This is a genomic window from Lachnoclostridium sp. An118 (assembly GCF_002160985.1).
Classification (GTDB): Bacteria; Bacillota; Clostridia; order Lachnospirales; family Lachnospiraceae; genus Claveliimonas; species Claveliimonas stercoravium.
This window is the reverse complement of the sequence record NZ_NFLQ01000004.1, coordinates 177,319-191,113: the sequence shown is the minus strand read 5'-3', so window position 1 is coordinate 191,113 and position 13,795 is coordinate 177,319. Positions and strand designations below refer to the sequence as shown.

Below are 13,795 nucleotides of genomic sequence, written 5' to 3'. Positions count from 1 at the left end.
ATCCTGTCCTTGCTCCTTTTCGTCTATTTTTCTTTCTGCTCCCGGAACACAAAGGTTCCGGTCTTCTCGTCCATGGAGTCCACAATGGCCAGTGACTCCAGCTGGTATCCCAGATTTCTAATGATGCTGCCGCCGGCCTGGAATCCCTTCTCGATGACGATGCCGATGCCCTCCACGGTGGCTCCCGCCGCCTGGACGATCTGGATCAGCCCCTGGAGCGCGCAGCCGTTTGCCAGGAAATCATCGATGATGAGCACATGGTCCTCCTCGCCCAGGAATTTCTGGGACACGATGACCTGGTTCCTGCAGCGATGGGTGAAGGACTCCACCTCCGCCACATACATTTCCCCCTCCAGGTTGATGCTCTGGGTCTTCTTTGCAAACACCACCGGCACCCTGAAGTGCTGGGCCGCCACACAGGCGATGCCGATGCCGGAGGCCTCGATAGTGAGTATCTTGTTGATGGGCTTTCCCTCAAATCTCCTCTTGAACTCCGCCCCGATCTGGTCAAACAGCTCAATGTCCATCTGATGATTCAAGAAGCTGTCCACCTTCAGCACGTTTCCTTCTGTGATGATTCCATCCTTTACGATGCGTTCCTCTAAAAAATTCATACCAAATTCCTCTTTTGTTTTTGATTTTACTATCTATTATAGGAGAAAACAGCATAGTTGACAATCATTGTTTTTTCATTCTATACTTTATCTGTCGCCGCAGGGCCGGGTGCGGGCATCTCCCCAGAGAGCTGCACCGCCCTCTCCCCTGCACTACCTATCTGGACAGGAGAGGATACATATGGAAAAGATCACAACTGTTTTATTTGACCTGGACGGGACCCTGCTCCCCATGGACCAGGACCTGTTTATAAAATCCTATTTCAAAAGGCTTGCGGAGAAAATGGCACCCATAGGCTACGACCCGGAAAAGCTCATCAAGGCCGTGTGGGGCGGCACCGCCGCCATGGTGCAGAATGACGGCAGAGCCACCAACGAGAAGGTATTCTGGAAATTTTTCAGCGGTATCTACGGGGAGGAGTCGCTGAAGGATATCCCCGTCTTCCAGGAATTTTACCAGGTGGAATTCCAGGAGGCCAGGCAGGTGTGCGGCTACACTCCCCTGGCAGCCCGCTCCGTGGAACTGTGCCGGGAGCTGGGGCTGCGCAGGGTCCTTGCCACCAACCCCCTCTTTCCCTCCATTGCCACCGAGAGCCGGATGCGGTGGGCCGGCGTCTCGCCGGAGGACTTCGAGTACTATACTACCTACGAAAATTCCGTCCACTGCAAGCCTAATCCCGACTACTACCGGGACGTCCTCTCCCACTGCGGCCTGCGCCCCCAGGAGTGCCTGATGGTGGGGAACGATGTGTCAGAGGATATGGTCACGGAGTCACTGGGGATGAAGGTCTTTCTCCTCACAGACTGCCTCATCAACAAAGAGGGCAGGGACCTGTCCTGCTATCCCCGGGGAGGCTTCGAGGACCTGCTTTCCTTTATAGAAAAACTGAACAGGTGACAAAATGCCCGGTTTTTCCGGGCATTTTTTATTATGAACAGACCATTCAAAATGTTTACAATTTATTCACTGAAAAATAGTAGTTTTTCACAACAAAAGTGCTATAATAGGTCTCAAATCGTTAATTTTTCAACATAGGAATGGAGGAAGGATCAAATGGACAATCAATTGGCATTACTGACACTCTGCGGCTCGGTCATTGCACTTCTTTTTGTGGCAAGCCGGGCCAAAAAGGTCCTCAGTTTTCCTGAGGGCAATGACCAGATGAAAAAAATCTCCGCATCCATCCACAACGGGGCCATGGCTTATCTGAGGCGCCAGTACAAAATACTGGTGTGCTTCTTTGCAGTCATGTTTGTCATCCTCTTTGTCATGGCGGCCCTGGGACTCCTGACATGGTTTGTTCCCTTCGCCTTTGTGACAGGAGGATTTTTTTCCGGCCTCTCCGGCTTTGTGGGCATGCAGATCGCCACAAGGGCCAATGCCCGTACGGCGGCCGCCTGCCAGACCAGCCTGAACAGAGGGCTGAACGTGGCATTCTCAGCCGGCTCTGTCATGGGCTTCACCGTAGTGGGACTGGGTCTTCTGGATATCTCCATCTGGTATCTCCTTCTGCGGCTTGTCTTTCAGCTTTCGCTGGAGGACCTCACCAGCACCATGCTCACCTTCGGGATGGGAGCCTCTTCCATGGCTCTGTTCGCCCGCGTGGGCGGCGGCATCTACACCAAGGCAGCCGACGTGGGGGCTGACCTGGTAGGAAAGGTGGAGGCAGGCATCCCGGAGGACGATCCGAGGAACCCGGCAGTCATCGCGGACAACGTGGGGGACAATGTGGGGGACGTGGCCGGCATGGGCGCTGACCTCTACGAGTCCTACGTGGGCTCCATCCTCTCCGCCTGCTCCTTGGGCGTCATCGCCTTTGACAAGGTGGCCTCCGTGGACAGCGTCAACGCCGTGGTGATCCCCATGGTCCTGGCCGCCGTGGGCGTGCTGGCATCCATCATCGGCTCCCTCCTGGTAAAGACAGGGGAGAGCACAGACCAGAGCACCCTTCTCAAAGCTCTCCGCCGTGGGACCAACACAAGCGCTCTGATCATAGCGGTCATCGCCTTCCCGCTCGTGTGGTTTATCCTGGGAAGGGACTTTATCGGCGTGTACTTCGCCATCCTGGGCGGACTGCTGGCAGGCGTGCTGATCGGCTTTTTCACCGAGTACTTTACATCTGACACATACAAACCCACCCAGGACCTGGCGGACAAATCCGAGACCGGCTCCGCCACCATCATCATCGGGGGCCTGAGCCTGGGCATGCTGTCCACCGCAGTTCCCATCGTCATCATCGCCGTGTGCGTCATGGCTGCCTACGCCTTCTCCGGCGGCTTTGCAGAGTCCACAAGAGGCCTCTACGGCATCGCCCTGGCGGCAGTTGGCATGCTCTCCACGCTGGGCATCACTCTGGCTACAGACGCCTACGGTCCCATCGCCGACAATGCGGGAGGCATTGCGGAAATGGCCGGGCTTGAGGAGAATGTGCGGGAGCGCACGGATGCCCTGGACTCCCTGGGCAACACGACTGCTGCCACAGGGAAGGGATTTGCCATCGGAAGCGCGGCACTCACCGCCCTGGCCCTCATCGCCTCCTATGTGGAGAAGGTGCAGGAGGTGGGCGGCAGCGGCGTGGTGCTGGACATGAGCGTCATGAACCCCGCTGTCCTTGTGGGCATCTTCATCGGCGCCTGCCTGCCCTTCGTCTTCGCGGCTCTCACTATGTCCTCTGTGGGCCGTGCGGCACAGAGCATCGTCGTTGAGGTACGCCGCCAGTTTAAGGAGATACGGGGCCTGATGGAGGGGAAGGCCGAGGCGGACTATGAGCGGTGCGTGGACATCTGCACAAGGGCCAGCCTCCACGAGATGATCCTTCCCACCCTGCTGGCCATCGTGACCCCTGTGGTGACGGGTCTCATCCTGGGTTACAACGGTGTCATCGGCCTTCTCACCGGCTCCACGGCCACCGGCTTCCTGATGGCCATCTTCATGGCAAACGCAGGCGGCGCCTGGGACAATGCCAAGAAATACATCGAGAGCGGAAAGCACGGCGGCAAGGGGAGCGAGCAGCACAAGGCCGCTGTCGTGGGCGATACAGTGGGAGACCCCTTCAAGGATACATCGGGACCCTCCATCAACATCCTCATCAAGCTGCTGTCCATGGTCTCCATTGTCTTTGCGGCGCTTGTCGTGAACTATCACATATTCTGACAGAGACGGAAAAAGGCCGGGCAGAGTTGCCCGGTCTTTTCATGTTCCTTTCGCTTTTCTATTGTCTGTACATTCTTATTCTTCTCTCTAATATCTCCAGGAGTCTCCGCTTCCGCTCTCCATCTCCTCTATATTTCCAAATCCCGTGATGTCCACCTTGTACCAGGAGTCGCCGTTGACTACCGTGTAGCTGTACTCGTTCCAGAGTCCCTCATTGCTTATCTCGCTCTCCACGATCTCGCCTCCGCCCGCCTGGTTCAGGGCAATCTGCTCCGCCTCCACAGGGCTGACTTTCATCACGTTGACGGCGACGAGAGCCGCCGCGATGACCACTACAATGACTGCTGCCACAATTCCTGCTGTTTTCTTCGATATGTTTTTCATGTTCTTCATCCTCCATCTCTTTCACTTATCTTGTCAGTGAGATAAATATACCAGTGAAAAATTAAAGGAAGATTAAAGGAGAAAAAATTTTCTATTTCCAGATCCAGCACATACCGTTGTAAAAGTACTGCAGCGCGTACTCTCCGCTGTGGATGCCGCCCTCCCTCACCAGGAACCAGATATTGCCCTCCGCCTCATTGTCCGCAGGGCGGAAAACGCCTCCGTCCGCAGCCTCCATGGCCTCGATCTGTCGCCGGAAGGAGGAGTAGGCAAAGTCGTCTGTCCTTCACTCCACAGTCTCCAGGGTGAGAAGGCTCTCCCCGGCATAAATCCTGTCTGAAATGTTAGAGCTCGATCAGCTCATACTCCCTGGAACCAACTCCCAGGTCCTCCGCCGCCTCGATGGTGTGGATACCGTTGCGGCTGTTCACCCGCTCCATAAAGTGCTCCCGTCCTGGGTCATCGGAGTTCATGACCAGGTCGATGCAGGCCTGGTCGATGGCCACCGGGTCTGTGGAGGCAAGGATGCCGATGTCCTCCATGCAGGGGTCCTCCGCCACAACGCAGCAGTCGCAGTCCACGGAAAGGTTCTTCATGACGTTGATGAACGCGATCTTTCCGGCGAAATGCTCCACCACGCTGGAGGCCGCATCCGCCATGGCCTCCGGAAAGACAACATTGGATGCGTGCTGCTTCCATGTCTCAAACCGGTCGTCTGTCTTCCCGGCAGAGTGGATCAGCGCCTTGCCCGCCCGTGACGCGCAGCCGATAGCCAGCTGCTTGAGGGCCCCGCCGTAGCCTCCCATGGGGTGTCCCTTGAAGTGGGCCAGCACCAGCATGGAGTCATAGCTTTCAATGTTCTTTCCCAGCTTGTTCTCCTTCAGGATCTTTCCGTTCGGGATGGGCCACACCACGTCCGGTCCCTCCGCGTCCATCAGGTCCACATCGAAATATTTCGTCCAGCCGTGCTCATCAAGGAGCTGGAGATGGGCAGGCGTATTGTCCCGCACACCGCCCGCCGCGTCGCCGTAGGCCGTGTTGCACTCCACGATGGTCCCCTTTATCTTGTCCACCATGGGCTTCCAGAATTCCGGGCGGAGGAAGTTCTGGTTTCCCTTCTCCCCGGAGTGTACCTTCACAGCCACTCTCCCGGGAAGCTCCACGCCCAGCGCGCTGTACATCTCAACCACCTTTTCAGGTGTGATCTCTCGTGTAAAATATACTTTTGCCTTCATGATCTCCCTCACTTTCCTGCTATCTTCACTTGAGACAGCATCTGTACTCTATTTTGATTTTAGCACCTAAAGTTGACTTAAGGTCAAGTCTTTTCTTCCTCAAATTTGCTTCAAAATACCTCCGGTCAAAAAAGATACCTCCCAGGCATAGGATACAATGAAATCTAAGCATTAGACACTTTCCCGCCCTGGTACTACAATAGAAGCATCCAGAAAGGAGGCGGCAAATGACCATAGAGGAAGTGAGCAGGTGCTGCGGCATCCCCCTCAAGGCCCTGCAGGAGTATGACGACACTGACCCGGAGCATCTGAGCGTGCTCATTACCCTGCACGAGATCGGCTTTGAGCGTGCCGAGATAGAGACCTACATGAGGCTGATGGAAAAAGAGGACAGCGATGGCCAGCGCCTCCGGATACTTGACCGGAAGCGGCGCGGCCTTCTTGACGAGATCCATTTCCGGGAAAAGCAGCTCAGTCATCTGGATTATCTACGCTATAGCATCCGCAGAGAACAAAACAAAAAATAAACCGTTTAAGGAGGCATTTTTCATGAAGATCCAAGACAAAGAGACTTTTGACAAGGCAAACATATTTGGACAGGGACAGGCGAACACCGCATTTGCCCAGTATTTTATCGGAAATTCTTATCTAAATCCGCTGACCGACCCAAAGGAGGCAGGCGTGGGCCTCGCCAACGTCACCTTTGAGCCGGGATGCCGCAACAACTGGCACATCCACCACGCAAAGACTGGCGGCGGGCAGATCCTCATCTGCACTGCGGGCAGCGGCTGGTATCAGGAGGAGGGCAAAGACCCTGTCAGTCTGGAGCCCGGCACGGTCATCGTCATCCCGGCGGAGGTCAAGCACTGGCACGGCGCCAAGGCTGACAGCTGGTTCTCCCACATTGCCTTCGAGGCACCCGGCACAGAGACCAGCAACGAGTGGCTGGAGCCTGTGGACGATGAAGCGTACTCCAGATTAAGCTGAGTATAATAGTGAACTTCAAAAACGCCATGCTCTGTCAGGTACAGCCTGAAGCAGCATGGCGTTTTTGTTTCTGTGTTCCGGCTATGTCCGGGAAAACTTGGTGATTGCCTTACAGCGGGATTTATCTTATACTTAACTGTGCCAAAAGAACATAGCTGAAAGGAGAACACACATATGAATTTTATATATCCCGCTGTCTTCCGAAAAGGGGAAGACGGAAAATACCACGCTTCCTTCCCGGACCTGGAATGCTGCGAGGCGGTAGGCGATACCCTGGATGACGCCATCGACAACGCCAACGACGCAGCCCGGAGCTGGCTTTCTGTAGAGCTGGAGGAGGAGGAGCCGGAGCTGCCCCGTGTCTCCGACATGGAGGACATCCCTGCAGAGGAGGGAGATATCATCCGCAACATCTCCGTCAATATACGCTTCTACGAGGGCTGGGACGAGTAGAGCCGGCTCACAGCAGTCCTCCTTAGACGTCCCCGGCCTAGCCCTGAGCCGCAAAGCTTCCCGTGTAGAGCTGATAGTATTTTCCTTTTTTCTCTATGAGCTCATCGTGGGTGCCCCTCTCGATGATGCGCCCCTGCTCCATGACCATGATGCAGTCAGAATTCTTGACCGTGGACAGCCTGTGAGCGATGACAAAAGTGGTCCGCCCCTTCATCAGCGCATCCATGCCGGCCTGCACCAGCTTCTCAGTGCGGGTGTCGATGGAGGAGGTGGCTTCATCCAGGATCAGCGCCGGCGGGTCTGCCACAGCGGCTCTCGCAATAGCCAGGAGCTGTCTCTGACCCTGACTCAAGTTGGCGCCGTCGCCGGTGAGCATAGTGTCATAACCGTCAGGCAGACGCCGGATAAATCCGTCCGCATTGGCCAGCTTCGCTGCCTGGATACACTCCTCGTCCGTGGCATCCAGCTTTCCGTAGCGGATGTTGTCCATGACTGTTCCTGTGAACAGGTGGGTGTCCTGGAGCACCATGCCCAGGGAACGGCGCAGGTCCGGCTTCTTTATCTTATTGATATTGATGCCATCGTAGCGTATCTTGCCGTCCGCAATGTCATAAAACCGGTTGATCAGGTTGGTGATGGTCGTCTTTCCGGCTCCCGTGGCACCGACAAAGGCAATCTTCTGCCCCGGCTTTGCATAGAGGCTGATGTTATGCAGAACGATCTTCTCATCTGTGTATCCGAAATCCACATCGTCAAACACAACGCCGCCCTCCTGCCTCGTGTAGGTGACGGTTCCCTCCGCCCTGTGGGGGTGCTTCCACGCCCACAGGTTCGTGCGCACGTCAGACTCTGTGAGCTGTCCGTTCTCGTCCTCTCTGGCATTGACAAGCTCCACGTATCCCTCATCCATCTCCGGCTCCTGATCCATCAGATCAAAGACACGCTGAGCGCCGGCCGCGGCGTTGACAACGAAGTTGAGCTGCTGGCTCACCTGGGTGATGGGGTTGGTAAAGCTCTTGTTCAGACCCACGAACGTGACCACCGTACCTATGGTGACGCCTGCCAGGCCGTTGATGCCCAGGATGGCGCCCACGATGGCTACCAGAGCGTAGCTGATCCAGCCGATATTGGCGTTCACGGGCATCAGCAGGTTAGCGTAGCGGTTGGCCTTGTCGGCGCTGTTCCGGAGCCTTTCATTGACCTTGTGGAAATCCTCCATGGCCGCCTGCTCGTGGCAGAATACCTTGACTACCTTCTGGCCGTCCAGCATCTCCTCGATGAAGCCGTCCACAGCTCCCAGGTCGATCTGCTGGCGGACATAGTATTTCCCGGACAGCCGGGAGAAGCTGGATGTCACAAAGATCATGACCACAGCCGTGAGTATGGAGATCACGGTAAGGGCCGGGTTCAGGAGGACCATGGTGACCAGGGTGGCCGCCATGGTGATAACGGAGTTGATGATCTGGGGCACGCTCTGGCTGAGCATCTGCCGCAGAGTGTCCACATCGTTTGTGTACACGGACATGATGTCGCCGTGTGCGTGGGTGTCAAAGTACTTGATAGGCAGGGACTCCATTCTGAGGAAAAGGTCATCCCTCAAGTGGCGCATGGTCCCCTGGCTCACATTGACCATGATGCGGTTGTAGGCAAAGGCGGTGAGCACGCCTCCTGCCATGATGCAGGCCAAGCGGAACAGATCGGAGGCCAGTCCATCAAAATCGTCTGTCCCGTTCTGCAGCATGGGCGTGATGTAGTCGTCCACCAGCGTCTGGGGGAATGTGGCCCCCACCACCGTCGCGATGGCAGTGAGCAGGATACAGACAATGACAATGGAAAACGGGATTTTATAGTAGTGGAGCATGTAGCGGATGACCCTGCTGATCAGCTTTGTCGCTCTGGCTGACCTGTCCTGGGACTTCCGCTCATTTATTTTCTCATTTATAGACATAGTTCCTTTTCCTCCTTTATGTTTTACGCCGGCTGGTCGAAGTCGCCGCCGCCCTCCATCTGGGAGCTGTAGATCTCCTGGTAGATGGCGTTGCTCTCCAGCAGCTTTTCATGGGTGTCAAAACAAAGTACAAGGGCGGTTATCTATGCTTTAAAACATTATCTGATAAACATAAATATAATTTTCACGTAATCTTCTCCGTCGCCAGATACGCTCCCAGCACCATGATGACAAACGCGGCCGGGAAAAAGCCTCCCGGAAGCTCCCCGAAAATGAGGAAAGAAAACAGCACGCCGATAAACGGGGCTATCCCGTAGTAGGCGCTTGTCCTCGCCGCCCCAAGGCAGCGCTGGGCATATACATAGAAGAAAATGCTCAGCCCGTAGGACACAAATCCCAGCAGCAGGACAAGGGGGATATCAGAAAGCGCCGGGAAATGCTCCCCGGACAGGAGGGCGATCAGCATCGCGCCCATGCCGGACCCCAGCCCCTTGACGACCACGATTTCCAGCGGGTCACTCCTGGACAGCATCCGGGTGCAGTTGTTTTCAAAGCCCCAGCAGACGCAGGCTGCAAGCACAAGGAGGGAGCCCGCTGAGAAATCGAGACTGCTCATATCCTCAAAGGACAGTAGCATGCTGGACAGAGTGATCAGGCCCACGGCCAGTCCCAGCCGGCGGCTGATCTTCTCCTTGAAGATAAAAAAAGCCACAACAGAGGTCGCAACAATCTCAAAGTTATTGAGCAGGGAGGCGTTGGCCGACGTGGTCATGGTAAGGCCGAACATGAGGAAAACAGGCGCGGCAATATCCAGAGCGATCATCCCTGCCGTGTAGGGCAGGTCGCTTCTCGTGAGCCGCTTCTCCTCCCCTCCTCTGCCAGTCCCCCTGCGGGCAATCCCCAGAAGGAGCATGCCGGCCCCGGCCCCCAGATACAGAAGGCCCGCCATCATGGCCGGCTCCACGTCCTCAAGGAGCAGCTTGGCCACCGGGGCGTTGACCGCGTAGAGAGCTGCTGCCAGCACGGCCCAGAAAACAGAAAGGCTTCCTTTTCCACTCTCTTTCACGCTCCCACCTCCTATTTGACAAACCGGTCGATGGCTTCCGAGAGGTCCTCCAGCACTTTCCTGTCCCCTGTCTCCACGGCGTCCACAACGCAGTGGTCGATGTGGTCCTTCAGGATGATTTTTCCGATATTATTCACAGCAGACCTGACTGCCGCGATCTGGACCAGTATCTCGGAGCAGTCCCTCCCCTCCTCCACCATCTTTTTGACAGCTTCCATATGGCCTATGGCCCGGGAGAGGCGGTCCAGGACCTTTTTTGTCTCCGTGTGGGTGTGGGTATGGGTGTGGATATTGGCTTGGGTGTGGGTATTGGCATGTGTGTGAGTATCAGTATTCGCCTGTGTATGGGATTGGTTCATGATATCGGCCTCCTTTCCATATCCCCCCATGGGGGATATGGAAAGGATAGCACAATTGAAAAAAAGATACAAGTATTATGAGAGTTCTCATCAATGTTCCGGCGTTTTTTGTAAGACAGCTCTGGCAAAGGCCTCCAGGGAGCTGTCCTTCCTCCCCGTGCTCTTCCGCCCTTGCGGCGTTTCCTGTCTTTCTCTATCTTATCACAGGGATCTGAAAAACTGCAATCGCCCCGGTCCGTCTCGATTTTCTTTACCAATGTGGCGCGGGCGGCAATACATGGTATAATGGTTTAATCCGATGGACCAAAGGAGGTGCAGCTATGGAAAAAACAACGGAAGAACTCCATCTGGAGAAAATCCACCGTCTGGCCGAGGAATTCCAGGGATGCCGGAAGCTTCTTCTCGCCCTGGGCGATGAAAACCGGCAGCATCTTATCCTGGAAATGATGCGGATGGGAGAGTGCGGCGGAGTCCGGGTCGGCGCCATTACAGAGCGGACTAATCTTTCCCGGCCCGCCGTCTCCCATCATATACAGATACTCAGGGAAGCCGGACTCCTGAAAATGAGAAAAGAAGGCACAAAAAACTTCTACTATTTCGATGCGGACACCGAAGCTATGGACCGTCTGCTCCGGATGCTCACACACGCCAAGGAGATCATGGAGCACCGCCCGGAGCACATCGTAAAAGAAAATGGAGGAAATGAACAATGATGACTATCATGGAAGCAATAAGACAGCGCCACAGTGTGCGCCAGTACACAGATAAACCCCTGGGGGAGGATGTGATACGCCCCCTGGAGGAGGAGATTGCCGCCTGCAACAAAGAGAGCGGCCTCCACATCCAGCTCGTAAAAAATGAGCCCAAAGCCTTTGACAGCTTCATGGCTCATTATGGAAAATTCAGCGGCGTCACCAACTACATTGCCATGATCGGCAAAAAAGGCCCGGACCTGGAGGAGGCCTGCGGATACTACGGGGAGAGGCTTGTCCTGAAAGCCCAGCAGCTGGGGCTGAACACCTGCTGGGTCGCCATGACCTACAGCAAGATACGCTCCGCCTTTTCCGTGGGCGAGGGGGAGAAGCTCTGCATTGTCATCTCCCTTGGATACGGGAAGACCCAGGGTGTTCCCCACAAGTCAAAGGCCATAGAAAAGATGGCAAAGACAGACGGCCCCGCGCCGGACTGGTTTACATCCGGGGTCGAGGCCGCCCTTCTGGCTCCCACGGCCATGAACCAGCAGAAATTCCAGTTCACTCTGACAGATGACAAGGTGTCCGTCAGGGCCGGCGTGGGATTTTACACAAAGATCGATCTTGGCATTGTCAGGTACCACTTTGAGGCAGGCGCCGGGAAGGAGCACTTCACCTGGGCCTGACGCCTACTGCTCAAACCGGATATGGAAAAGCCGGTACACCTCCAGGAGACTGCGGATGTCCAGTATCTGGCTTACGCCCCTGTCCATCTGACTGATGCGGACCAAGTCCTCATCCTCCAGCCTGAAGGAGTCAATGTCAAAATTTTCCTCGATCCGCTCCCTGTGAACGGACTTGGGGATCGCGATAATATTGCTCTGGCGAAGCCATCTCAGGATGACCTGGGATGGTTTTTTCCTGTACTGCTGCCCTATGGCCGAGAGGGTCTCATTTGTAAAGATCCCGTCCCTTCCCTCTGCAAAGGGGGCCCACGCCATGGGCGTGACGTCATAGTGGTACATGATTTCCCGCAGCTTTTTCTGCTGGCAGAAGGGATGGAGCTCCACCTGGTCCACGGCGGGCACGACCTGGCTGTTCAGGATCAGATCCACCAGCCGGTCCGCCTCAAAATTGCAGACGCCGATGGCACGGACCTTTCCCTTCTTGTACAGCTCCTCCATGGCCCTCCAGCTCCCGTAGTAGTCCCCGTAGGGCATGTGTATCAGGTAAAGATCCAGATAGTCTGTCTGCAGATTTTCCAGCGTTTTCTCAAAAGAACGCATCGTCCTTTCATACCCCGCATCCTGTATCCACACTTTAGACGTGAGGAAGACGTCCTCTCTGGCTATGCCGCTCTCCTTCACGGCCTCGCCCACGGCCCTCTCATTTCCATAGCAGGCGGCCGTGTCGATGAGGCGGTACCCTGTCCGGAGCGCTGTCAGCACACTCCTTTTGCACTCCTCCTCATCCGTGATCTGGAACACCCCGAAGCCAAGCTGGGGTACTTCCACATGGTTGCTCAGACGTATCACTTTCATAACCTGTACCTCCTCTTCTCTTATTTCCTACAGTCCCCGCCCCAGCTCATAGGCCATCTTCGGGTAGGGACTTCTCTTTGTCATCGAGGGGCTGCCACAGCCTCTGCCCAGCACCATGCCGCAGTCCTCAAAGTCCAGATACCGCACCAGGGTCTGATAGTGGCTCTCCAAGGCGTCAAAGGTCCAGTCGTCGCTGTTCCAGGCCACGGTCAGGAGGGCGGACTTCATGTGCTTTCCCGTGATGCTGCTGTTGTAGGAGCAGAACCGGTCCACCACGGTCTTCAGCTGGGCGGACATGCCGTAGTAGTAGAGGGGCGTGGCAAAGACCACCATGTCCGCCTCCAGCATGGCTGCCCGCACCTTCCGGTTGTCGTCCTTCTGCACGCAGGGCCCCTCGTACCCGCAGGCCACACAGCCCGTGCAGGGGTGGATGATGAGGTCTGTCAGGTCAAACCTGCGGACCTCATGCCCCGCCTCCCTGGCTCCTCTTGTAAACTCCTCTGCCAGAATATCCGTTGACCCCTTTTTGTTGGGGCTTCCCTGTAAAATGACGATCTTCATCTTCATACCTCCGTTCATCACCTGACACTGTATTTCTTCTTTTCTCCATTTATTGTGACACAGTGTCAGCGCAAATGCCAATGCCTGTTCCGCATAAAGCTTCATACCCGGGAGGCATGCAAGAGCCCCCGCCACATCGATGCCCCAGAGCAGCCCCCAAAAGCGTGCCGGGTCTGAAATCTCCAGATCAGATCTTAAGCTTCAAACAATTTCGCCAGAGCCGGCACCATCTCCTTGATGACGGTCCGGGACGTGTTGATACAAAGGTCAAAGTTCAGCCTGTCGCCCCACTTGTGGCCCGTGTAGAACTCATAGTATTTCGCCCTCTTTTTGTCAATGCCCAGGATATGCTGCTTAAGCTCCCTGTCCGTCATCTCCTCATCTTCAGGCGCCTTCCTGCGGCACCGCTCCATCCTGCTCTCCATATCCGCATAGACGAAGATGCGGAAGGGCTCATACTCCCTGAGGATGTAATCCCCGCAGCGGCCCACGATGACACAGTCCGACTTCTGCGCCATCTCCTCGATGATGCGGGCCTGCTCCCGGTAGACCGACATGCTCTGGTCAAAGACCGGCGTGGGAGCCGGGTAAAAGCTCCTGCCGATATGGATGGGGAAGGAGACAGCCGGCTGATGCTCCACAATGGACTGCACATACTGCTCCGACAGCTCTGTCCGCCTGGCAATCTCGCTGACGATCTCCTGGTCGTAGTAGGCAATGCCCAGCTTTTCTGAGAGCCTGCGCCCAAGCTCCCTTCCCCCGCTTCCGAATTCACGTCCGATCGTAATGATCCTGTTCATA

17 protein-coding genes are annotated in these 13,795 nt (G+C 55.8%); 7 read left to right on the top strand and 10 right to left on the bottom strand.

Features of this window, described 5'->3' with window-relative positions; genetic code table 11:
• Nucleotides 1-23: 23 nt before the first annotated feature.
• Nucleotides 24-614, bottom strand: coding sequence for a xanthine phosphoribosyltransferase (locus tag B5E62_RS05370; RefSeq protein ID WP_087173597.1), 591 nt, complete (start codon nt 612-614; stop codon nt 24-26).
• Between the two features lie 181 nt (nt 615-795).
• Between B5E62_RS05370 and B5E62_RS05365 the strand changes: the two genes are divergently transcribed.
• Nucleotides 796-1,512 carry an HAD family hydrolase gene (locus B5E62_RS05365; protein ID WP_087173596.1) on the top strand — a complete coding sequence of 239 codons (717 nt, stop codon included), beginning with the start codon at nt 796-798 and terminating at the stop codon, nt 1,510-1,512.
• A gap of 156 nt (nt 1,513-1,668) precedes the next feature.
• Nucleotides 1,669-3,768 carry a sodium-translocating pyrophosphatase gene (locus B5E62_RS05360; protein ID WP_087173595.1) on the top strand — a complete coding sequence of 700 codons (2,100 nt, stop codon included), beginning with the start codon at nt 1,669-1,671 and terminating at the stop codon, nt 3,766-3,768.
• An 87-nt stretch (nt 3,769-3,855) separates the two neighbouring features.
• Here B5E62_RS05360 and B5E62_RS05355 read toward each other — a convergent pair whose 3' ends face one another.
• The 3 genes from B5E62_RS05355 to B5E62_RS05350 form a co-directional block, all read right to left on the bottom strand.
• The gene (locus B5E62_RS05355) at nt 3,856-4,152 is read right to left on the bottom strand and encodes a hypothetical protein (protein ID WP_143468806.1); all 297 of its coding nucleotides are present in this window, start codon (nt 4,150-4,152) and stop codon (nt 3,856-3,858) included.
• Between the two features lie 91 nt (nt 4,153-4,243).
• Nucleotides 4,244-4,390 carry a hypothetical protein gene (locus B5E62_RS16885; protein WP_162610260.1) on the bottom strand — a complete coding sequence of 49 codons (147 nt, stop codon included), beginning with the start codon at nt 4,388-4,390 and terminating at the stop codon, nt 4,244-4,246.
• A 106-nt stretch (nt 4,391-4,496) separates the two neighbouring features.
• Nucleotides 4,497-5,387, bottom strand: a complete 891-nt coding sequence (locus B5E62_RS05350; RefSeq protein ID WP_087173593.1) for a DUF362 domain-containing protein — start codon at nt 5,385-5,387, stop codon at nt 4,497-4,499.
• Between the two features lie 227 nt (nt 5,388-5,614).
• Between B5E62_RS05350 and B5E62_RS05345 the strand changes: the two genes are divergently transcribed.
• From B5E62_RS05345 to B5E62_RS05335, 3 genes are all read left to right on the top strand, one after another.
• Nucleotides 5,615-5,914, top strand: a complete 300-nt coding sequence (locus tag B5E62_RS05345) for a hypothetical protein (protein WP_087173592.1) — start codon at nt 5,615-5,617, stop codon at nt 5,912-5,914.
• A 22-nt stretch (nt 5,915-5,936) separates the two neighbouring features.
• Nucleotides 5,937-6,374, top strand: a complete 438-nt coding sequence (locus B5E62_RS05340; protein WP_087173591.1) for a cupin domain-containing protein — start codon at nt 5,937-5,939, stop codon at nt 6,372-6,374.
• A gap of 174 nt (nt 6,375-6,548) precedes the next feature.
• On the top strand, nt 6,549-6,827 hold the full coding sequence (locus B5E62_RS05335) for a type II toxin-antitoxin system HicB family antitoxin (RefSeq protein WP_087173590.1): 279 nt from the start codon (nt 6,549-6,551) through the stop codon (nt 6,825-6,827).
• A gap of 37 nt (nt 6,828-6,864) precedes the next feature.
• On the opposite strand, the gene B5E62_RS05330 is transcribed toward B5E62_RS05335, so the two are convergent.
• From B5E62_RS05330 to B5E62_RS05320, 3 genes are all read right to left on the bottom strand, one after another.
• Complete coding sequence (locus B5E62_RS05330; RefSeq protein ID WP_087173589.1) at nt 6,865-8,775, bottom strand: ABC transporter ATP-binding protein; 1,911 nt, start codon at nt 8,773-8,775, stop codon at nt 6,865-6,867.
• A 184-nt stretch (nt 8,776-8,959) separates the two neighbouring features.
• Nucleotides 8,960-9,841, bottom strand: a complete 882-nt coding sequence (locus B5E62_RS05325) for a DMT family transporter (protein ID WP_206414300.1) — start codon at nt 9,839-9,841, stop codon at nt 8,960-8,962.
• Between the two features lie 11 nt (nt 9,842-9,852).
• Nucleotides 9,853-10,200, bottom strand: coding sequence for a metal-sensing transcriptional repressor (locus tag B5E62_RS05320; protein ID WP_087173588.1), 348 nt, complete (start codon nt 10,198-10,200; stop codon nt 9,853-9,855).
• A gap of 320 nt (nt 10,201-10,520) precedes the next feature.
• Between B5E62_RS05320 and B5E62_RS05315 the strand changes: the two genes are divergently transcribed.
• Nucleotides 10,521-10,913: an ArsR/SmtB family transcription factor gene (locus B5E62_RS05315; RefSeq protein WP_087173587.1), complete on the top strand. Its 393-nt coding sequence runs from the start codon at nt 10,521-10,523 to the stop codon at nt 10,911-10,913.
• 8 nt (nt 10,914-10,921) lie between these two features.
• Nucleotides 10,922-11,578, top strand: a complete 657-nt coding sequence (locus B5E62_RS05310; protein WP_330398014.1) for a nitroreductase family protein — start codon at nt 10,922-10,924, stop codon at nt 11,576-11,578.
• A 3-nt stretch (nt 11,579-11,581) separates the two neighbouring features.
• On the opposite strand, the gene B5E62_RS05305 is transcribed toward B5E62_RS05310, so the two are convergent.
• The 3 genes from B5E62_RS05305 to B5E62_RS05295 all read right to left on the bottom strand — a co-directional run bounded on the left by B5E62_RS05305 (nt 11,582) and on the right by B5E62_RS05295 (nt 13,794).
• Nucleotides 11,582-12,433 (bottom strand): aldo/keto reductase, encoded by an 852-nt coding sequence (locus tag B5E62_RS05305; protein ID WP_087173586.1) that lies wholly within the window; start codon nt 12,431-12,433, stop codon nt 11,582-11,584.
• A gap of 27 nt (nt 12,434-12,460) precedes the next feature.
• On the bottom strand, nt 12,461-13,099 hold the full coding sequence (locus B5E62_RS05300; protein WP_242957724.1) for a flavodoxin family protein: 639 nt from the start codon (nt 13,097-13,099) through the stop codon (nt 12,461-12,463).
• An 89-nt stretch (nt 13,100-13,188) separates the two neighbouring features.
• Nucleotides 13,189-13,794 (bottom strand): cytidylate kinase-like family protein, encoded by a 606-nt coding sequence (locus B5E62_RS05295; protein ID WP_087173584.1) that lies wholly within the window; start codon nt 13,792-13,794, stop codon nt 13,189-13,191.
• Nucleotide 13,795 lies beyond the last annotated feature (1 nt).

Coding starts and splice junctions, on each gene's coding strand:
- B5E62_RS05370 (WP_087173597.1), bottom strand. CDS start 614: ATGAATTTTTTAGAGGAACGCATCGTAAAGGATGGAATCATCACAGAA.
- B5E62_RS05365 (WP_087173596.1), top strand. CDS start 796: ATGGAAAAGATCACAACTGTTTTATTTGACCTGGACGGGACCCTGCTC.
- B5E62_RS05360 (WP_087173595.1), top strand. CDS start 1,669: ATGGACAATCAATTGGCATTACTGACACTCTGCGGCTCGGTCATTGCA.
- B5E62_RS05355 (WP_143468806.1), bottom strand. CDS start 4,152: ATGAAAAACATATCGAAGAAAACAGCAGGAATTGTGGCAGCAGTCATT.
- B5E62_RS16885 (WP_162610260.1), bottom strand. CDS start 4,390: ATGGAGGCTGCGGACGGAGGCGTTTTCCGCCCTGCGGACAATGAGGCG.
- B5E62_RS05350 (WP_087173593.1), bottom strand. CDS start 5,387: ATGAAGGCAAAAGTATATTTTACACGAGAGATCACACCTGAAAAGGTG.
- B5E62_RS05345 (WP_087173592.1), top strand. CDS start 5,615: ATGACCATAGAGGAAGTGAGCAGGTGCTGCGGCATCCCCCTCAAGGCC.
- B5E62_RS05340 (WP_087173591.1), top strand. CDS start 5,937: ATGAAGATCCAAGACAAAGAGACTTTTGACAAGGCAAACATATTTGGA.
- B5E62_RS05335 (WP_087173590.1), top strand. CDS start 6,549: ATGAATTTTATATATCCCGCTGTCTTCCGAAAAGGGGAAGACGGAAAA.
- B5E62_RS05330 (WP_087173589.1), bottom strand. CDS start 8,775: ATGTCTATAAATGAGAAAATAAATGAGCGGAAGTCCCAGGACAGGTCA.
- B5E62_RS05320 (WP_087173588.1), bottom strand. CDS start 10,200: ATGAACCAATCCCATACACAGGCGAATACTGATACTCACACACATGCC.
- B5E62_RS05315 (WP_087173587.1), top strand. CDS start 10,521: ATGGAAAAAACAACGGAAGAACTCCATCTGGAGAAAATCCACCGTCTG.
- B5E62_RS05310 (WP_330398014.1), top strand. CDS start 10,922: ATGGAAGCAATAAGACAGCGCCACAGTGTGCGCCAGTACACAGATAAA.
- B5E62_RS05305 (WP_087173586.1), bottom strand. CDS start 12,433: ATGAAAGTGATACGTCTGAGCAACCATGTGGAAGTACCCCAGCTTGGC.
- B5E62_RS05300 (WP_242957724.1), bottom strand. CDS start 13,099: ATGAAGCTTTATGCGGAACAGGCATTGGCATTTGCGCTGACACTGTGT.
- B5E62_RS05295 (WP_087173584.1), bottom strand. CDS start 13,794: ATGAACAGGATCATTACGATCGGACGTGAATTCGGAAGCGGGGGAAGG.